The sequence below is a fragment of the Catellatospora sp. KI3 genome, assembly GCF_029948125.1.
Taxonomy (GTDB): Bacteria; Actinomycetota; Actinomycetes; order Mycobacteriales; family Micromonosporaceae; genus Catellatospora.
In genome coordinates this window covers 584501-604329 of sequence record NZ_JASAMB010000001.1, presented here as the reverse complement: position 1 = coordinate 604329, position 19829 = coordinate 584501, and the positions used below count along the sequence as shown (strand labels likewise).

The window sequence follows — 19829 nt, the reverse complement described above, 5'->3', positions numbered from 1 at the left end:
GCTACCCGTATGTCGAACCCGCTGACGCCGCAGGTGCTCGCCGATCCCGTCGCGCTGACCCGTGCCCTGGTGGACATCGAGTCCGTCTCCGGCGACGAGAAGGAGATCGCCGACGCGGTGGAGCAGGTGCTGCGCGACTGCGCCCACCTGCGGGTGGAGCGGATCGGCCATACCGTGATCGCGCGGACCGAACTGGGCCGCGAGCAGCGGGTGGTGCTGGCCGGGCACCTGGACACGGTGCCGATCGCCGACAACTTCCCGTCCACTACGGACGGGAAGCGGATGTGGGGCTGCGGCACCTCGGACATGAAGAGCGGCACCGCGCTGGCGCTGCACCTGGCCGTCACGGTCGACCGGCCGCGCTACGACGCCACGTACTTCTTCTATGAGTGCGAGGAGGTCGAGGCGGTGCGCAACGGGTTGAAGATCGTCGCCGACCTGCGGCCCGAGCTGCTGCGGGCCGACTTCGCCATCCTGCTGGAGCCGACGTACGGGGTGGTCGAGGCGGGGTGCCAGGGGACCATGCGGGCGAAGGTGCGCACGCACGGCGTGCGGGCCCACGCGGCCCGGTCGTGGCTGGGCGACAACGCGATCCACAAGGCGGGCGAGGTGCTGCGGCGGCTGGAGCAGTACCAGGCGCGCGAGGTGATGATCGACGGTTGCCGGTACCGCGAGGGCCTTAACGCGGTCAAGGTCACCGGCGGGGTGGCCGGCAACGTCATCCCGGACGAGTGCGAGGTCGAGATCAACTTCCGGTTCGCCCCGGACCGCAGCGTCGCGCAGGCGGAGGAGCACCTGCGCGAGGTGATGTCCGGGTACGACGTGGAGATCACGGATTTCGCCCCCGGCGCCCTGCCGGGGCTGGAGGCGCCGCCCGCCGCGCAGTTCCTGGCCGCCACCGGGGCGGCCCCGGCGGCGAAGCTGGGCTGGACCGACGTGGCGCGCTTCGCGGAGCTGGGCATCCCGGCCCTCAACTTCGGACCGGGCGACCCCAACCTGGCGCACAAGCGCGACGAGCACGTGGAGCTGGAGAAGATCGAGCAGGGCGCGGCCCTGCTGCGCCGCTGGCTGGAGGCGTAGCCGGGGTCAGCGGGCGGCCGCGGCCTCTTCGGCCTGGTCGTTGTCGAGCGGGCCGGTGACCTGGGCGATGCGCCGGGCGTGCACGGTGGCGCGGATGCGCTGGCGCATGGCCTGGCGCTGGCGGAGCATCTCGGAGCGGGTCATCACGGTGATCGCCTCCCTCGTCGGCTTCGATTCAACCCTGGTCGTCTGACATTCCTGACGCCACAGCATGGCGCAGGGTTGCGCGTTTCGCAGAGAATTTCGCCACCTGTGGCATGCGCCCCAGGCTGTGGTCCGGTGGGCGTTCCTTACCCGGTGGGAAGGACGCGTCAAACCTTGGAATCGCGGTCCGGCCGCTGTTTGTTCCCGGGACACCCCCGGTTCCTACGGGCAACGATCGCGGCGGACTACGGTGATGGGCATGACGCACAGCAATTCCCGACCGGAGCGGCACCGGGGTCCGGTGACCCTGCGCCGCGACGCGGTCACCGCGGGCACCGCGGACCAGGCACTGCTCGACTCTGTCGGGCGTCCGGATTGGAAGGTCCGGGACTCGTGGCGGACGCTGCGCATCCTGAGTGAGTTCGTCGAAGGCTTCGACAGCCTCAGCGATCTGCCCCCGGCGGTCAGCGTCTTCGGCTCGGCCCGCAGCGCCCCGGAGTCGCCCGAGTGCCGGCTGGCCGAGCGCCTGGGCGCCGCCCTGGCCCGCGCCGGGTACGCGGTGATCACCGGTGGCGGCCCGGGGGTGATGGAAGCGGCCAACCGCGGCTGCACCGAGGCGGGCGGGCTGTCGGTCGGGCTCGGCATCGAGCTGCCGTTCGAGCAGGGCATCAACGAGTGGGTCGACATCGGCATCGACTTCCGCTACTTCTTCGTCCGCAAGACCATGTTCGTCAAGTACGCCCAGGCCTTCGTGGTGCTGCCCGGCGGCATGGGCACCATGGACGAGCTGTTCGAGGCGCTGACGCTGGTGCAGACCGAGAAGGTCACCCGGTTCCCGGTCGTGATGATGGGCGTGGACTACTGGAGCGGCCTGCTCAAGTGGCTGCGCGAGCGGATGCTGGCGGACGGCAAGATCGACGCGGCTGACCTGGACCTGCTGCTGGTGACCGACGACGTCGACGAGGCGGTCAGCCACATCGTCGAGGCCGACAAGGTCCTGACCACCGAGCAGCAGATCCGCCACGGCGGCCCGCGCGCCTAGCACCGCGAATCGAGGGGCGGCGACGTCGGTCGCACCATGAGACGATGGCGCCCACCCCTCTCGTGACAGGACAGACATGAGCAACCTGCCGACGCCTCCCCGCAAGTCCAGCAGCACCGTCATCGTCATCGTGCTGGTGGTCGCGGTGGCGGCACTGTGCTGCTGCGGGGTCGGCGGCTGGGTCGCCTTCCGGCCCGACAGCGCGGCTTCGTTCGTCCGCGGCATCGTCGACCTGTTCTGACCTGTACCCGGCACTCAGATCCGTTCGCTGAGGCGGTCGGCGGCGCGGTGCAGGCGGGTGTTGAGCTCGGCCTTGTGCTCCAGCACCTCAAGGTCGATCTCGGCCCGGCGCTTGCGCAGCGCCGCCTCGCGCTCGGCGTACTCGGCCTCGATGTCGTGGTTGAGGTCGCGTTCGGCGACCGCGAGCTGCTGGGACACCAGCCGGTCGTAGGTGGTGCTGCCGCCGACGAATTTGACCAGGATCGGCATGCAGTCGACCAGGATGAACAGGATGCGCACGGCCCAGATGCCGACGGCGAGCACCCCGCTGCTGTCGGCCAGGCCGTGCAGCGCGCCGAGGCGCTCCAGCAGGCCGATGGCGCCCTGGTGGCTGCGCTCCTCCGCGACCCGGGCCTTGACCTTCGCCTCCCGCTCGGCCTCGAACGCGGCGTGGCTGGCGCGGGCGCCCGACTCCAGCTCCGAGATCTGCGTACGCAGCGTCGCCAGCTTCGCGCTGTTGCCGGAGATGTTGTGGTTGCGCGCGAACGCGTCCGCCTCGGCCCGCAGGCGGCGGCAGTTCGGTCCGACGCCGCGCTGACCGGTCAGGCCGGCTCCGGAGTCGCCGACACACTCGCGCCGGGCCAGGTCGTTGATCGCCCGAAGCTGGGCGGTGTCGGCGTCGATGGTCTTGAGCAGGGCGTCGGCGTCGGTGCGGCGGGCCTGGAGCTCGCGTAGCGTCGCCACCGGGGACTGGTCGAAGTTGAACGTCTCGGTGGCCCGGCAGTCGGCCGGGGCGGTGTCGGTGCCGCCCGGGACGGGGTTGCACACCTTGAGCCGCCCGGCGAGGTCGGCCAGGTGCTGGGTGCGCTGGTCGGCGACGTGCTGTACCACCGCGGTCTCGAAGATCTTCAGCACCAGCGGCTCGGCGATGACGATGCCGAAGAACACGGCCATCAGCACCCGCATCACCAGCACCGGCACGCGGCGGAACCAGCCGGTGCCCAGGCGGCTGGAGACCAGCCAGCGGTCGACGTTGAGGATGAACAGGAACCACACCGCGACCGGCACGATCACCAGCCAGTGCGGGCCGCCGATCGCCTGGCTGATCGCGAAGAACATGGAGAACGCCGCGATGGTGGCGGTGCCCAGCACCACGCCGCCCAGCGAGGTGTACCAGGCACGCTCCTGCGGCACCCGGTCCAGCAGCGCCTCGTCCACCCCGGCCAGCACCCGTAGGCGGCGCCCGAGCTCGACCTTCGGCCACTCCCGCCGTGGCTCCGGAGCCGCCGGCGCCGGCGCGGTCTCGGCGGCGGGCAGTGCCGGCACGTCGCCGCCGTCCAGATCGGCCGCGGGCGCGGGCCGTTGCGGAGCTGCCGGTCCGGGCTGTGCGTTCGGTTCGGTGGGGTACACGCCGCGCTCCCTGGGCCGTCGACAACGGTTCGATCCTCGCCTCCGGAACGCCTTCTGTCTCTCCGGAGGTTGTCGGGGATGACCCCTACATGCGGTGGGGCCGAGCCGTTCGACGGACCTCGGTTGCGCAACTCTTTACGACAAGAGCGCAATAACCAAATGGACATACGAATCTGCCGGGCAAGGTTACGGAAAGATTTCACGAGATGCTTGTGGGAGCAGACATCTGCGACTTAGAGTCAGCCTCACCTCCTGGCGTCCGCTCCGCCGAGAGCGTCTTTGGCGTTCACCCCTCCGACAGAAACGAGTCAATCGATGTCTCGGAGCATCACAGGAGCGAGGTGGTCCCGCCGGCGTTGGGCGCCGGTGGCGGTCGCCTCCGCGACGACGGCCGCCGTCGGCCTGAGCCTCGTGGTCGGCAACGCCGCCCCGGCTCTGGCCGCCAACGCCCCCGCCGCCCCGGTCGTCACCAGGGCGGCTCTCGACCCGTCGCTCGTCGCCGGTCGCGGTGCCACCGTGGCCTTCGCCGAGCAGGAGGCCGAGAACGCGGTCCACAACGGCTCGGTCATCAGCGGCCGGGCCGCGTACACGCTGGCGGCGGAGGCCTCGGGCCGCAAGGCCGTGCAGCTGACCCCCGGGCAGTATGTCGAGTTCACGCTGCCCAGCGCCGCCAACGCGATCACGGTGCGCTACAGCATCCCGGACGCGCCGACCGGCGGCGGCATCACCGCGCCGCTGGACGTCACGGTCAACGGCAAGCACAAGCAGACCATGACGCTGACCTCGCAGTACGCGTGGCTGTACAATCAGTACCCGTTCAGCAACGACCCGACCGCCGGGCTGCTGCACCCCGACTGGTGGATCACCGAGTGCGCCTGCGTCCCGCAGTACACCGACCCGGCGCCGGTCATCAGCACCCCGTTCCGCCCCATGCACTTCTACGACGAGCAGCGCCTGCTGCTCGGCAAGGTGTACAAGGCGGGCGACCGGATCCGGCTCACCGCCCCGGCGGGCACCGGCGCCGCCACGACCACGATCGACCTGCTCGACTCCGAGCTGGTCGGCGCGCCGAAGGTGCGCGTGATCGCGGCGAACGTGCTGCTGTTCGGCGCCGACCCGACCGGCCGGCGTGACTCGGCCGACGCGTTCGACCAGGCGATCGCGTTCGCCAAGCGATTCCACCTCAGCGTCTACGTCCCGCCGGGCGTGTTCCAGGTCAACCGGCACATCATCGTCGACGACGTGACCATCGAGGGCGCCGGCAACTGGTACACCGTGATCAAGGGCAGCGAGGTCGCGCTGAGCACCCCCGCCGCCGACGGTTCGGTGCACACCGGGGTCGGCTTCTACGGTAAGTACGCCGAGGCCGGCGGCAGCCGCAACGTGCACCTGTCCGGGTTCGCGATCGAGGGCGACGTCCGCGAGCGCATCGACACCGACCAGGTCAACGGCGTCGGCGGGTCGCTGAGCGACTCCACCATCGACGGCCTCTACATCCACCACACCAAGGTGGGCATGTGGTTCGACGGTCCGATGGACAACCTGAAGATCACCAACAGCATCATCACGGACCAGATCGCCGACGCGATCAACTTCCGCAAGGGCGTCACCAACTCGTCGGTGTCGCACACCTTCATCCGCAACACCGGTGACGACGGCCTGGCCATGTGGTCCGACCAGGTCGCGGACGCGAACAACGTCTTCGACCACAACACGGTCCAGACCCCGACCCTGGCCAACGGCATCGCGATCTACGGCGGCACCGACAACACGGTGTCGAACAACCTGGTCGCCGACCCGATCCGCGAGGGCAGCGGCCTGCACGTCGGCTCGCGCTTCGGCGCGCAGCCGTTCACCGGCACGCTGGCGATCACGAACAACACCACCGTGCGCGCCGGCACGTACGAGCTGAACTGGAACATCGGCCTCGGGGCCATCTGGTTCCTCGCGCTGGAGCGCAGCATCGACGCCGACATCCAGGTCGTCGGGGACCACTTCCTCGACAGCACCTACAACGCGATCATGCTGGTCAGCGACTGGCCGGTGAAGGACCTGTACTCGATCTCGAACGTGCACTTCAAGGACGTCCGGGTCGACGGCACCGGCACCTCGGTGGTCAGCGCCCGCGCGGCCGGGTCGGCCTCGTTCGAGAACGTGGACGCGCGCAACGTGGGCGCGGTCGGCATCAACAACTGCGGGTCGTTCCACTTCACGCCCGCCGGTTCGGAGTTCTCCCTCACCGACCTGGGCGGCAACGACGGCGGCGGCACCACCGGCCCCTGGTTCGCCTCGTGGGAGCTGCCGAACACCATCACCTGCGACGACCGTCCCCCGGTGGTCGTCCCGCCGGCGCCCTCCGCCTGGTGAAGTAAGGAAGGGACCCTTCTTATCGGAATCCGATGTGGAAGGGTCCCTTCCCAACCTCCGGAGGGGCGCTCAGGGTGACCTGGGCGCCCCTTCTTCGCGGGTGGGTTACGAGCAGCGCCAGAGCAGGGCGCGCTGGACGCCGTCGTGGGCGCCGTCGTCGTTCTGCCCGACGATGACGCGCCCGTCGTCGCTCATCGACTCGCCGAAGTTCATCCCGTACTCCTTGTAGAGCGGGAATATCTCCTCCAGCACCACGTAGGCGGTGCCGTCGGTGAGCACGGCCCGGTTCTCGGCGCTCATGCCGGTCATCCAGCCGTACCGGTTGACGTCGTTGCTCCAGCTCAGCTTCGGGAACGTCTCGACCCTGCCGGTGGCCAGGTCCCAGCGCACCGAGTTCATGTTCCCGTTGCGGAAGCCCGCGTAGCCGGAGACCCAGCCGTTGGTGACCTTCCGGGCGTCGAAGTCGGTCGCCTCGACGCCCTTGTACTCGGGTGCGGGCAGGGCCCGTCCCGTCCCGTCGGGCAGCCACACGTACGCGGTCCGGTCCTGGCCGTTGTCGACGTGGCCCACGATCGTCCCGTCGTCGTCGATGTCGGAGGCCTGTCCGCCGGTGAAGCCCTCAGGCAGCGGCAGCGGCTCCGGACGGCTGGTCACCGACCGCCAGACGATCGGCTTGCGGTCCTTCTCGCCGACGATGACGCCGGCGTCGTTGATGCCGCTCGGCGACGCCCCCACCCCGCCGGGCAGCTTCGCCACCCCGCCGTCGCGGTACACCATCGCGTTGGCGCCCGCCTCGCCGATGAACGTCTGCCCGACCGCGACGCCGAGGCTGTTGACCGCCTCGAACCCGTTGTCCTCACCGGGCATCCGGACCGCGTCGACCTTGCCGTCGTGCCAGATCTTCGCGTTGGTCCCGTTGATGTAGGTCCGGTATGTCGCCCAGTGCCCCGACGGGTCGACGGCCCGCGTGTAGCTGTGCTTGCCGCCGGGCGACGGGAAGGCCGTCGCCTTGCACGAGGCCGGCAGCGCCGGTGCGCCGCCGCGGTCGTAGCGGGGCGCGGCCGGACTCGGCGACGCCGCCGCGCTGGCGACCGCCGACGCCGAGCCGCTCGCGGCGGGCTCGGCCTGGTCGGCCGACACCCGCTGGATCACCATCGGCAGCGAGATCACCGCGGCCGTCGCGACGGCCAGCAGCCCGGTCGTCGCCACCGCCTGGCGGGTGCGGCGCCGCTTGCGGCCGGTCTTCATCGCGGCGGACACGTCGACGCGCGACGGCGCCACCGGCTCACCGACCAGCGGCTCCAGCAGCCGGCGGCCGTACTCTTCCTCGATATTCACTCTCGACTCTCCTAATCGGCCAGGGTGGGGACGAGGTCGACCCGGTTGCCCAGATGCCTGCGCAGCGAATCGAGGCCGTGCGAGGTCTGGCTCTTGACCGTCCCGGCCGAGCAGCCCAGCAACTGGGCCACCTCGTCCACGGGCAGGTCGCACATGAACCGCAGCACCAGCACGGCCCGCTGTCGCTTGGGCACCTTCGCCAGCGCGGCACGTACGGCGAGTCGCTGCTCGGTGTCGTCGGCCCTGGCCACGGGCTCGTACACCGGCTGCCCGAACAGCAGCACGCGCGCCCAGGACAGGCGCCGCTCGTTCAGGAACTCGCGCACCAGCATGGTGCGCAGGTAGCGATCCAGCCGCTCCACCTCACCGAGCCTGTGCCAGCGCACATACAGCTTGGTGATCGCCTCCTGTATCAGGTCGTCCGCGCGATGGGCATCGCCGCACAGCAGGAAAGCCGTCCGACGCAGCGCCGGCAGCTGCGCCGATACGAACTCCGCGTACTCCGCGTCCCGCTGCCCGGCCCTGTCCGGTGCCATCGGAACCCCCGTCCCTAGATGTCCATTGCAGACCTCAAACGGCCCCCGCCCACCCCCCGGTTGCACCACCCGGCCCCCCTTTTCTGGCCGATCATGAACCTATGGCCGTGTTCGACGGCGTGTCCCGCCCACAACTTCATGATCGATCGGAGTTTGGTGGCGCGTGTCCGGTGCTCCGGGCGGCGGCGCCGTTCCCGCGGCCGTACCGCCGGAGCCGGCGTCGTCGCCGGATCGCCGTGTCGCGGGCGCGACGTCGCAGTAGGTAGATCGGACGAGTCGGGGCGCGTGCGGTGGTTTCTAGGCTGGGCGCATCTCAAGGGGAGGAGAGAGATGCGACTGTCCAAGATTCGGGGCGCCACCGTCGCGGTCGCGGTGGCCGTCGCCGCCGTCACGGGGACGGCCGGCGGTGCCCAGGCGGGCGGCGGGTTCGGTCACAGCGCGACCGGCACCGTGTTCCACCCGAACCCGGTACAGCAGCTGGGGCTGCAGAACCTGGCCGACGACAAGGACGCCGACAGCGCGGCCTTCGCGGCGGCGTACCGGCGCGTGGTGCTGACCGACCTCGACGGCTCCGGCACGCTCACCGGCGCGTACGTGGCCGTCAAGAGCAAGACCGGCCAGCGCGCCCTGGCCGTGAACGGGGCCTACGCCGACTGGCACCGTGACAAGGACCAGTTCGAGCAGGTCATGGGGTACTACTGGGTCACCACCGCCCAGCACTACCTCCAGCACCTCGGGTTCGGCAGCACCCTGCGGCCGGTCAACCAGCGGCAGATCGAGCTGCGCATCGACCAGTACGGCGGCGACAACTCGTTCTTCCGCGAGGACAAGGCCAACATCACCCTCGGCAAGGGTGGCGTCGACGACGCCGAGGACGCCGAGGTGATCATCCACGAGTACGGCCACTCGGTGCAGGACGGCCAGGTGCCCGGCTTCGGCACCACCCTGGAGTCCGGGGCGATCGGCGAGGGCTTCGGCGACTACCTGTCGGTCGTCGTCACCGACTGGGCGACCGGTGTGCCGACCGCCACGGCCGAGGCGTGCGTGGCCGACTGGGACTCGGCGTCGTACACGGCCGCACCGCACTGCCTGCGGCGGCTCGACGGGAACAAGGTGTACCCGGCCGACGTGCGCGGTGAGGTGCACGCGGACGGGGAGATCTGGTCGCGGGCGCTGTGGGACGTCCACAACGCGCTCGGCGACGTCAAGGGCAGCACGGTGGTCATCGAGGCGCAGTTCGACTTCGCCGTCGACACCACCTTCCACGACGCGGCCCTCAAGACCGTCGCCACGGCCCAGCGCCTGTACGGCAACGCCGCCGCCGCACAGGTACGGGCGGCGTTCACGGCTCGGGGCATCCTGTAACACCACCAGTCGCCGGTCGGCTGCGACAGGTGCTCCTGTCGCAGCCGACATCTCGGTGAAGCCGACCGCTTCGGTAAACCCTTGACGAACGAACTCGCTGCTTATCACTCTGCTCGACGTGGTGCTTACCGCGTCGTCTACCGCATCGATGAGAAGACCCACTCCGTACATGTCATGCGAATAGACCATCGCGCCGACGTCTACCACTAGGTCGCAGATTGTTTGGTCCGCTGCCATGCCAGAGGACGTAGCGGAAGGCCGGGGTGCGCCTGGCCGAGGACGGCGTTTAGGGCTCTGTCGCCCCCGCATGCTGGAATGTGGGGCGTGAGCAGCGGCGTTCAGCGGGAGTGGCGGCTGGTCCGGGGCACCGCCTCGGACCAGCCCCCGCTGCTGCCCGACCCCGCCCAGCTCCGCGTCGTCGCGCACGACTCCGGCCCGCTGCTGGTGCGCGGCGGCCCCGGCACCGGCAAGACCACCACCCTGGTCGAGTCCGTCGCCCGCCGCGTCGCCGAGGGCGCCGACCCGCAGCGCATCCTGGTGCTCACCTTCGGCCGCCGGGGCTCGCAGTCGCTGCGCCGCCGCATCGAGGCCCGCATCGCCCAGGGCATCGGCCACGAGCCGCTGGTCAGAACCTTTCCCGCGTACGCGTTCGGCCTGCTCAGGCGCGCCGCCGCCCTCTACGACGCGGCACCGCCGCGCCTGCTGTCCGGCCCCGAGCAGGACCTCGTCATCCGCGAGTTGCTACCCGGCGAGACCGCCGGCTGGCCCGAGCGCCTGCTGCCCGCCCTGAACACCCGCGCCTTCGCCGAGCAGCTGCGCGACCTGCTGCTGCGCGCGTCCGAGCGCGGCATCGGCCCGGACGACCCGCTGTGGCAGCGCCGCGACGACTGGTCGGCCGCCGCGCGTTTCCTGCGGGAGTACGAGCAGACGATGGCCCTGCGCGACGCCTCCACCCGGGGCTCGGTCGGCTTCGACCACGCCGAACTGGTCCGCGCCGCCGCCTCGCTGCTGCGCCGGGACCCGGAACTGCTGGCGGCCGAGCGCTCCCGCCTGTCCGCCGTCTACGTCGACGAGCTCGCCGACACCGACCCGGCCCAGATCGAGCTGCTGGAGCTGATCGCCACCGGGCTGCCGCTGACCGCCTTCGCCGACCCGGACAGCTCGACGTACGCGTTCCGCGGTGCCGACCCGGAGATCGTGCGCACGTTCACGCAGCGCTTCCCGGGCACCGCCGAGGTGATCCTGCCCGTCGCGCACCGGGCCGCCCCGGCGGTCCGCGCGGCGACGGCGCGGCTGGCCCGCAGGCTGCCGGGGCACCTGCCGGTGGTGCCGCTGCAGCGCGACGACCAGCCCGAACGCGAACCCGACCCGGATACCGGCGTCGAGGTGGTGGCGCTGCGCAGCCGGATCAGCGAGGCCGCGTTCGTGGCGCACCGGCTGCGGCGGGCGCACCTGGTCGACGGCGTGCCCTGGTCCCGGATGGCCGTGATCATGCGCTCCACCAACAACCAGCTCGCCGCGTACGAGCGGGCGCTGCGGCAGGCGGGCGTGCCGACGAAGGTGCTGGCCGAGGACCTGCCGCTGCACCAGCAGCCCGCGGTCAAGCCGCTGCTGACGCTGCTGCGCTGCGCGCTGCGGCCGCAGCTGCTGACCGAGGAGGCGGCGGTGGCGCTGCTGCACTCGCCGCTGGGCGGTGCCGATCCGATGGCGGAGCGGCGGCTGCGCCAGGGTCTGCGCGCGCTGGCGATGGCGGCCGGGGACGAGCGCGGCTCGGGTGAGCTGCTGGTGGAGGCGCTGCGGGATCCGGCCGAGCTGGCGGCGCTGGACCGGCGCTGGGCCTTCCCGGCGGCCCGGATCGCGATGCTGCTGACCACTGCGCGCGAGGCCGCCGAGCGGCCGCGGGCCACCGCGGAGGAGGTGCTGTGGTCGGTGTGGCGGGCCACCGGGCTGGCCGAGCGCTGGGCCGCGGTGGCGACGTCGCCCGCGCTGGGGCTGGACCAGCAGCGGCGCGCGGAGACCGCCGACCGGGACCTCGACGCGATCATGGTCCTGTTCGACGCGGCGGCGCGGTTCACCGACCGGCTGCCGGGCGCGCGCATCGACACGTTCCTGGAGCACGTGGCCGACCAGCAGCTGCCCGCCGACTCGCTGGCGGCCAGCGGCGACCGGGGTGAGGCGGTGCGGCTGCTGACCGCGCACGCGGCCAAGGGCCTGGAGTGGGACGTGGTCGTGGTCGCGGGCGTACAGGAGGGGATGTGGCCTGACCTGCGGCTGCGCGGCAGCCTGCTGGGATCGGAGCAGCTGGTGGACGAGGTGGCGCACCGGGCCCTGGCGGGGGAGCGGGCGCAGCGGGTGGCGCAGACCGCGGCCCTGCTGACCGAGGAGCGGCGCCTGTTCTACGTGGCGGCGACCCGGGCCCGGCGGCGGCTGGTGGTGACGGCGGTCGACTCGGGCGCGGTCGGCGGCGCCGAAGGCGAGGACCGGCCGAGCCGGTTCCTGTTCGAGCTGGCCCCGCCGGTGAAGGTGGACGAGGACGAGGTGGCCGAGCTGCAGACGGCCCGCCCGCCGCGCGCGCTGACGCTGCCCGCGCTGGTGGCGGAGCTGCGCGCGGCCGTGGTCGGCCCCGACGGCCCGCGCCGCCACGCCGCCGCCCGCGAGCTGGCCCGGCTGGCCGCAGCGGGCATCCCGGGCGCGCATCCGGACGAGTGGTGGGGGCTGCCAGAGCTGACCGACGACGGGCCGCTGCACGGCCCGGACGAGCCGGTGCGGGTCACCCCCTCGACGATGGAGAGCGCGCTGCGGTGCGGGCTGCGCTGGCTGCTGGAGAAGCATGGCGGCGCGGCGGCCTCGTCCAGCGCGCAGGGCGTCGGCAACCTGGTGCACGCGGCGGCGATGCTCGCCGACGAGGCGATGAGCGACCCGTCGGTGCTGGTGGACTACGTGGCGGCGCGGTTCGACGCGATCGAGCTGGCGGCGCAGTGGCTGGCCGGGCGCGAGCGCGACCGGTCGCGGGACATGCTGGCCAAGCTGACCCGGTGGCTGGCGGAGAATCCGCGCCGCCTGGTCGCGATCGAGCGCGAGTTCGCGGTACGGCTGGCGCACGAGCCCCCGATCGACCTGGTCGGCCGGGTCGACCGCCTCGAAGTCGACGACCAGGGCCGCCTGGTGGTGATCGACCTCAAGACCGGCAAGACCACCACCGCCACCCGCGAGGAGCTGCCCGAGCATCCGCAACTGGGGGCGTACCAGGTGGCGGTGGAGGAGGGCGGGTTCCCGGAGGGGGAGGTGTCCGGCGGGGCGGCGCTGGTGCAGCTCGGGACCACCCACAGGGACGCCAAGGAGCAGGTGCAGGAGGCGATCGGCGAGTCCGGCGACCCGAACTGGGCGCACGCGATGGTGCACCGGACCGCCGCGACCATGGCCGCCTCGACGTTCGTGGCGAAGGTCAACGACAAGTGCCGGATGTGCCCGGTGAAGTCGAGCTGCCCGGTGTCCGGGAAGGGGCGGCAGGTGGTCGAGCCGTGAGTGGGCGCAGCGAAGGAACGGCTCTTGTCAGGAGCACAGCGCCGTGTCGATAGTCATCAAGGACGGGCCCCGGTGGACGCCGGAGGAGCTGGCCGAGCAGCTGGGGCTGCATCCGCCGACCGAGGAGCAGGCGGCGGTCATCAGCGCGCCGGTGGCACCGCTGCTGGTGGTGGCGGGTGCCGGGTCGGGCAAGACCGAGACGATGGCGGCGCGGGTGCTGTGGCTGGTCGCCAACCAGCACGTACGCCCGGAGCACGTGCTCGGCCTCACCTTCACCCGCAAGGCCGCCGGTGAACTGTCGCACCGGGTCCGGATGCGGCTGAGCCAGCTGCGCCGCCACATCGGCGCCCGCGTCGCCGAGGGCTTCGACGGCGAGCCGACCATCGCCACGTACCACTCGTTCGCCGCCCGCATCGTCACCGAGCACGGCCTGCGCGCCGGGTACGAGCCGAGCACCCGGCTGCTCACCGAGGCGTCCTGCTGGCAGCTGGCCGACGAGGTGGTGCGGTCGTACAAGGGGGACATGTCGGCGGTGGAGTCGGCGCCGAGCACGGTCGTGTCGGCGGTGCTGGCCCTGGCCGGCGAGCTGGCCGAGCACCTGGTCGAGCCGGACGACCTGGCCGCGTGGACGGGGCGGTTCCACGCCGAGGTGTCGTCGCGGCCGGGCCGGATGCTGGCCGACGTGCGCGACCTGCTGGCCCGGCAGCGGGCCCGGCTGCAGCTGCTGCCGCTGGTGCGGGCGTACGCGGCCCGCAAGCACACGCTGGAGGCGATGGACTTCGGCGACCAGATGTCGCGGGCGGCCCGGGTCGCCCTGTCGCACCCCGAGGTCGGGGCGGCCGAGCGGGACAGGTTCCGCGTCGTCCTGCTCGACGAGTACCAGGACACCAGCCACGCCCAGGTGACCCTGCTGCGCGCGCTGTTCTCCGGGGACACCCCCGAGACCGGCGCGGGCCACCCGGTGACCGCCGTCGGCGACCCGTGCCAGTCCATCTACGGCTGGCGCGGCGCCAGCGCGGGCACCCTGGACCGGTTCCCGCGCGAGTTTCCGGCCGCGGACACGACGCCCGCCGAGATGGCGCAGCTGGGGCGCAGTTTCCGGAACCGGTCGGAGATCCTGGCGGTGGCCAACACCATCTCGGCGCCGCTGCGCGAGCGCGGGGCGCGGGTCGTCTCGCTGACCTCCGGCAGCGACAAGCCGGGCATCGTGCTGACGGGGCTGCTGGAGTCGTACCTGGACGAGGCCGAGTGGATCGCCGACCAGATCGTCACCGCCTGGCGGACCGAGGCGAAGACCACGGCCGACCAGAACCCGGCGCACCTCCCGATCGAGCGGCGGCCCAGCTCGGCGGTGCTGGTGCGGGTGCGCTCGCAGATCGCCCCGATCGAGGCGGCGCTGCGGGCCCGGGGCCTGCCCGTCGAGGTCGTCGGCCTGGGCGGCCTGCTGGACACCCCGGAGGTGCGCGACGTCGTCTGCACGCTGCGGGTGCTGTCCGACCCGCTGGACGGGGCGAGCCTGCTGCGGCTGCTGTCCGGCCCGCGCTGGCGGATCGGCCCGCGCGACCTGGTGGCGCTGCACCGGCGGGCCCGCGAGCTGGCCAGGGGCCGCCAGCCGGGCGGCCCGGACGCCGAGATCGCGGTGGACCGGCTCGACGAGGCGTCGCTGAGCGAGGCCCTGGACGACCTGGGCGAGCCGGAGCAGTACTCGCCCGCGGCGTACACCCGGCTGGCGGCGTACGCCCAGGAGATCGCGAGCCTGCGAGCTCGCCTGGACCAACCGGTCAGCGACCTGATCGCCGACGTCGAGCGGACCGTCGGCCTGGACGTCGAGGTCGCGGTCCGCGCCGGCGACACCGGCCTGGCCCGCGCCCACCTGGACACCCTCGGCGAGGTCGCGGCCCGGTTCGCGATCGAGACCGACGGCGCGCCGCTGAGCGCGTTCCTGTCCTACCTGGCCGCGGCCGAGGACGAGGAGCGCGGCCTCACCCCCGGCGAGGTCGATGTGGCCGAGGGCGCGGTGCAGATCCTCACCGCGCACGCGGCCAAGGGCCTGGAGTGGGACGTGGTCGCGGTCGCCGGGCTCACCAAGGACGTGTGGCCGGGCCCGAGCAAGGGCTCCGACCACTTCCTCAAGGGCCTGGGCGTGCTGCCGTTCCCGCTGCGCGGCGACCGCGACGGCCTGCCCGAGCTGGCCGTCGCCGGCGCGGACGACCAGAAGGACCTGGGCCGCGCGGTGACCGCCTTCGAGCAGGAGTGGCGCGAGCACGACGCCCGCGAGGAGCGCCGCCTGGCGTACGTCGCGGTCACCCGCCCGCGCGGCTGGCTGTTCGCCTCCGGCTACTGGTGGGGCGACAAGGTGCGCAAACCGCGCGGCCCGTCGCCGCTGCTGGCCGAGATCGTCGCCGTGTGCGAGGCCGGGCACGGGCACGTCGACGTGTGGGCGCCCCAGCCCGCCGACGACGCGGTCAACCCGACCAGCGGCGAAGTCGCCGTGGTCTGGCCCAGCGACCCGCTGGGTGAGCGCCGCCCGAACGTCGAGGCGGCGGCCGCGCTGGTGCGCTCGATGCTCGACGACCCCGACGGCGGCGTGCGGCTGGCCGAGCACGACGAGGTCACCCGCCGCTGGCGGCAGGAGTCCGACCTGCTGCTGATCGAACGCGAGGAGCAGGCCCGGCGGGCGCAGCGGGCCGACGTGGTGCTGCCCGCGCACCTATCCGTGTCACAGCTGGTCGCGCTGCGCAAGGATCCGCTGGCGCTGGCGCGGCGGCTGCGCCGGCCGCTGCCCGCCGCCCCCGACGTGTACGCCCGGCGCGGCACCGCCTTCCACCACTGGCTGGAGCAGCGCTACGGCGCCGACCAGCTGCTCGACCTCGACGACCTGCCCGGCGCCGCCGACGAGGACGCCGCCCCCGACGAGGCGCTGGACCAGCTGCGGCAGCGGTTCGAGGAGAGCGTCTGGGCCGACCGGACCCCGGTCGAGGTCGAGACGCCGTTCGTGATCGAACTCGGCGGCACAGTCGTGCGTGGACGGATGGACGCGGTCTTCCGCACCGTCGGCGGCGGTTACGAGGTGGTGGACTGGAAGACCGGCCGGATGCCGACCGGTGCCGCCGCCGCGGCCGCCGCCGTGCAGCTCGCCGCGTACCGGCTCGCCTGGGCGGCCCTGGCCGGGGTGCCGGTGGCCCAGGTCAGCGCCGCCTTCCATTACGTACGTGACAATCTCACCGTCCGACCGGCCGATCTGCTCGACCATGACGGGCTGACCGCCCTGCTCACAAGCCTTCCGGCAGAAAGCGAATGAGGGGCCTTCGGTCATAAAACCGACTGCGTGATGTCGTACTCACGATGCAGAGTGGGTACCGCGTATGCATGCGGGAGGCGTTGTGGAGTCGTCGGTACGGGAGATCGCGCTGGTGGTGCTGCTCGCCCTCGCCGGCGTGGCCGTCGCCGGCGCGGTGGTGCTGGCGCCATGGCATGCGGCGCAGGCCGGTATCGTCGTGGACGTCCAGTGCCCGACGGTGCCCTGACGTCCCCGTCACAGCCCCGTGCGAACCTGTGGACCCCCTCGATACCCTGCCGGAGTGCGCGCGATGCCAAGTCGGATGAAACTGCTGTCGGCGACCGCGCTCGGCGTGGCGCTGGCGTTGAACGCGGTCCCGGCGGCCGCCGCCGAGCCTGATGTCGTACGCGGGCTGCAGTGGCAGTTCGCGGCCCTCGACCTGCCCAGCGTGCACCAGCGCGCCGACGGCAGCGGCATCGTGGTCGCGGTGCTCGACTCCGGCGTCGACGCCACCCATCCTGACCTGGTCGGACAGGTGCTGGCCGGGCCGGACGCGCAGGCGACCACCGATGTGGACGGCCGCGGCACCGAACTCGCCGGGCTGATCGCCGGGCGCGGCCATGTGGTGCAGATCATCGGCGAGCCGCTGGCCCCGGCGTCGCCGACGCCCTCCTCGTCGCCCTCGCCCACCCCCAGCGCGTCGGCGCAGGCGCCCGGACTGGCGCCGAGCCCCGCCACGGTGCCCCCGGCCGACGACCGCCCCGCGGGCGTGCGCGGCGTGGCACCCGGGGCGAAGATCCTGCCGGTGGCGTTCGCGCCCGCGGCCGGGGCGACCGGCGAGCCGGACCGGCTGGCCGACGCGATCGACTACGCGGTCAGCCGCGATGTGAAGATCATCTGTATCGGGCGCGGCGTCGCCCCCAGCAGCAGGCTGCAGGCGTCGGTCGACGCGGCGGTCGCGCGCGGGGTGCTGATCATCGCGGCCGACTCCGCGAAGACCGGCCGGCCGTTCACGCCGTGGCCGGTGTCGTACCCGGGCGTGCTGGGCGCGATCGCGGCCGACCGGACCGGCGCGGTGCCCGTGCTGCCCGTCAGCGGGCAGACCACCGGCATCACCGTGCCGGGCGTGGACCTCATCTCGACCGACGTCGGCGGTGGCTACCACATCGACGAGGGCGGGGCCAGCGCCGCGGCGGTGCTCGCCGGTGCGGCCGCGGTGATCTGGTCGGCGTACCCGCGCTCCACGGCCGCGCAGGTCGTGCAGCGGATGCGGACCACCGCGCTGGACCGCGGCGCGGACGGCCCCGACAGCCGGTACGGCGCCGGCGCGCTGAACCTGAACGCCGCGCTGTCCCTGGTGCTGCCCGAGCCCTCGGTGACGCCCAGCCCCGCGCTCGCGCCGAGCCTGGCGCCCAGCCCGTCGCCGAGTGCGTCGCCGCGGCCCGTGGCGCTGGCCGACAGCGGCGACTGGCGCCGCTGGCTGGTGGTCCTGCCACTGCTCGGCTTCCTGGCGGCCCTCGGCCTGTGGTCCCACCGCACCGCCCGCCGCACCTCCCGCCCGTGACCCGCACCTCCCGCTGACCCTTCCCGGACCAGCCCCGCCCGCTGGCTGCCCCCGCCCGGCCCCGGTCATGCTGCGAGGGGCGGCTCGCGGGGCGACCCGCCCCTCGCGCCTACGAGATTCGTGCAGTTTCGGCGAAACTGCACGAATCTCGGCACGGATTCCGGCACTTTCCCTGAAACTGCAGCAAGCACCCCCGCGGCGCGGCCCGCGCTGACATTGACACTGGCCTATCTGGTGGACGGTTTGCGAGAAATCGTCCTCTGGATAGGCCAGCGTCGATTCAAGGCGCGGGCGGGGCGGGCGCGACGGGGCGACGGGGGCGGGGCAGGGCGGGACGGGGCAGGGCGGGGCGGGGCGGGGTGCCACATCCTGGGATGGGGGGAAACGCCGGGCTCGGCTGTCAACAAAAGCTTTCGCCCGATCGCGCCGCGGGACGTCGCGGCCGCCCCCGGGCTAGCCTGGTTGAGCCGTATCTCCTATTGTGCCGGTAGGATATATGGGTTTTAGGCTGGGGGCTGGTGCCGCGACTCCGGACAGGGTCCCTAGGTTGATCGGCTGACAGAGGAGGTACCGCCATGGGCATCGTGGTCGTGGTCGGGGGCGGCTGCAGCGGCGTGTTCGCCACGCGTGAGCTGCTGCGCTCCGGCTGGCAGGTCGTGCTGATCGACCCGGGCGCCCGCCCCGGCCGGGGGCTGGCGTACGGCACGGCCGACCCGTGGCACCTGCTCAACTCTCCGGTCGCCGCGATGAGCGCCGACCCGGACCGCCCCGAGGAGTTCCTCGACTGGTGCCGGGCCCGCGCGCCGCAGACCGGGCCGGGCGACTTCGTCCCGCGCACCTGGTACGGCGACTACCTGACCGACACGCTGCTGGCCGCCGACCGGGGTGCGCCCGGTCGGCTGACCGTGCAGCGCGGCCGGGTCGCCCGGATCTTCGAGACCGGCGGCACGGCCGACGGCCGGTTGACCGTGCTGCTCGGCGACGATGTGGTGATCAACGCTGACCGGGTGGTGCTGGCGCTGGGCCACCCGGCCCCGGGCGCCCCGGCGCGGCTGGACGCCGGGCTGGGCGGGTCCGCGGCGTACCTGGGGGACCCGTGGCGGCCGGGGGCGCTGGCCTCGCTGCCGGAGGGGGAGGTGCTGCTCATCGGCACCGGACTGACCGCGGTCGACGTGGCGCTGACGCTGTCGCGTACCGGGCGGCACCACGCGCTGACCGCGGTGTCGCGGCACGGGCTGCTGCCCCAGCCGCACCGGCGTCCGGGTGTGCCGTCGGAGCCGGTGGACCCGGCCGCGCTGGCCGCGCTGCCCACCGGTTCGGCCGCCGAGCTGGTGCGCGGACTGCGGCGGCTGGCCGTACGCACCGGTGACTGGCGGGCGGTGATGGACGCGCTGCGCCCGCGCTGGGATGCGCTGTGGCAGGGGCTGTCGGAGCCCGACCAGCACCGCTTCCTGCGGCACCTGGCCCGCTACTGGGAGGTGCACCGGCACCGGATGGCGCCGCCGATCGCCGACACCGTCGACGGGCTGCTGGCGCACGGCACGCTGGCGGTCACCGCGGCCGAGCTGTGCGGCCTGGCGGCCGACGAGGACGGGGGCGTACGGGCCGTGCTGCGCGACCGTCACCGCGGCGAGGTGGTGACCCGCCGGTTCGCGGCGGTGGTGAACTGCACCGGCCCCGGCCGCCTGGTGGAGTCGGACCCGCTGGTCCGGTCGCTGATCGCGGTCGGCATGGCCCGTCCCGGGCCGCACCGCCTGGGCCTGGACACCGACGCCTCGGGTGCCGTGCTGCGCCGCGACGGTTCGGCCGGCGGCGCGCTGTGGACACTGGGCCCGACCCGGCGCGGGCGGCTGTGGGAGACCACGGCGGCTCCGGAGATCCGCGCCCAGGCCAGGGCGCTGGCGCTGGCCTTCGGCCCGGTGCGGGTGGAGGTCCCCGAGACCGTCGACTCGTAGGCGG

The 19829-nt window shown here is 72.9% G+C and carries 14 protein-coding genes; 10 read left to right on the top strand and 4 right to left on the bottom strand.

Going from position 1 to position 19829, the window contains the following annotated elements:
- Nucleotides 1–9: 9 nt before the first annotated feature.
- Nucleotides 10–1080 carry a succinyl-diaminopimelate desuccinylase gene (dapE, locus tag QEZ54_RS02675; RefSeq protein WP_281302808.1) on the top strand — a complete coding sequence of 357 codons (1071 nt, stop codon included), beginning with the start codon at nucleotides 10–12 and terminating at the stop codon, nucleotides 1078–1080.
- Between the two features lie 6 nt (nucleotides 1081–1086).
- On the opposite strand, the gene QEZ54_RS02670 is transcribed toward dapE, so the two are convergent.
- Nucleotides 1087–1227, bottom strand: a complete 141-nt coding sequence (locus tag QEZ54_RS02670; RefSeq protein WP_281302807.1) for a hypothetical protein — start codon at nucleotides 1225–1227, stop codon at nucleotides 1087–1089.
- A 256-nt stretch (nucleotides 1228–1483) separates the two neighbouring features.
- Between QEZ54_RS02670 and QEZ54_RS02665 the strand changes: the two genes are divergently transcribed.
- Both QEZ54_RS02665 and QEZ54_RS02660 read left to right on the top strand, forming a co-directional pair.
- Entirely contained in the window at nucleotides 1484–2266 is a 783-nt protein-coding gene (locus QEZ54_RS02665) for a TIGR00730 family Rossman fold protein (protein WP_281302806.1), read from the top strand.
- Nucleotides 2267–2342: 76 nt separating this feature from the next.
- A complete protein-coding gene (locus QEZ54_RS02660) occupies nucleotides 2343–2507 on the top strand; it encodes a hypothetical protein (RefSeq protein WP_281302805.1) in 165 nt (54 codons plus the stop codon).
- Nucleotides 2508–2521: 14 nt separating this feature from the next.
- Here QEZ54_RS02660 and QEZ54_RS02655 read toward each other — a convergent pair whose 3' ends face one another.
- Nucleotides 2522–3895 carry a DUF4407 domain-containing protein gene (locus tag QEZ54_RS02655; RefSeq protein WP_281302804.1) on the bottom strand — a complete coding sequence of 458 codons (1374 nt, stop codon included), beginning with the start codon at nucleotides 3893–3895 and terminating at the stop codon, nucleotides 2522–2524.
- 411 nt (nucleotides 3896–4306) lie between these two features.
- Here QEZ54_RS02655 and QEZ54_RS02650 point away from each other — a divergent pair, with 411 nt between their 5' ends.
- Complete coding sequence (locus tag QEZ54_RS02650) at nucleotides 4307–6262, top strand: glycosyl hydrolase family 28-related protein (protein ID WP_281303033.1); 1956 nt, start codon at nucleotides 4307–4309, stop codon at nucleotides 6260–6262.
- A gap of 105 nt (nucleotides 6263–6367) precedes the next feature.
- On the opposite strand, the gene QEZ54_RS02645 is transcribed toward QEZ54_RS02650, so the two are convergent.
- Complete coding sequence (locus QEZ54_RS02645) at nucleotides 6368–7600, bottom strand: hypothetical protein (RefSeq protein WP_281302803.1); 1233 nt, start codon at nucleotides 7598–7600, stop codon at nucleotides 6368–6370.
- Nucleotides 7601–7611: 11 nt separating this feature from the next.
- A complete protein-coding gene (locus QEZ54_RS02640; protein WP_281302802.1) occupies nucleotides 7612–8136 on the bottom strand; it encodes a SigE family RNA polymerase sigma factor in 525 nt (174 codons plus the stop codon).
- Between the two features lie 330 nt (nucleotides 8137–8466).
- Between QEZ54_RS02640 and QEZ54_RS02635 the strand changes: the two genes are divergently transcribed.
- From QEZ54_RS02635 to QEZ54_RS02610, 6 genes are all read left to right on the top strand, one after another.
- Nucleotides 8467–9501 (top strand): M36 family metallopeptidase, encoded by a 1035-nt coding sequence (locus QEZ54_RS02635; RefSeq protein WP_281302801.1) that lies wholly within the window; start codon nucleotides 8467–8469, stop codon nucleotides 9499–9501.
- 387 nt (nucleotides 9502–9888) lie between these two features.
- Nucleotides 9889–13026: an ATP-dependent DNA helicase gene (locus tag QEZ54_RS02630; RefSeq protein WP_281303032.1), complete on the top strand. Its 3138-nt coding sequence runs from the start codon at nucleotides 9889–9891 to the stop codon at nucleotides 13024–13026.
- A 43-nt stretch (nucleotides 13027–13069) separates the two neighbouring features.
- On the top strand, nucleotides 13070–16327 hold the full coding sequence (locus QEZ54_RS02625; protein ID WP_281302800.1) for a UvrD-helicase domain-containing protein: 3258 nt from the start codon (nucleotides 13070–13072) through the stop codon (nucleotides 16325–16327).
- A gap of 82 nt (nucleotides 16328–16409) precedes the next feature.
- A complete protein-coding gene (locus QEZ54_RS02620; RefSeq protein ID WP_281302799.1) occupies nucleotides 16410–16553 on the top strand; it encodes a hypothetical protein in 144 nt (47 codons plus the stop codon).
- Nucleotides 16554–16628: 75 nt separating this feature from the next.
- On the top strand, nucleotides 16629–17870 hold the full coding sequence (locus tag QEZ54_RS02615; protein WP_281302798.1) for a S8 family serine peptidase: 1242 nt from the start codon (nucleotides 16629–16631) through the stop codon (nucleotides 17868–17870).
- Nucleotides 17871–18445: 575 nt separating this feature from the next.
- Nucleotides 18446–19825, top strand: coding sequence for an FAD/NAD(P)-binding protein (locus tag QEZ54_RS02610; protein ID WP_281302797.1), 1380 nt, complete (start codon nucleotides 18446–18448; stop codon nucleotides 19823–19825).
- Nucleotides 19826–19829: the final 4 nt, after the last annotated feature.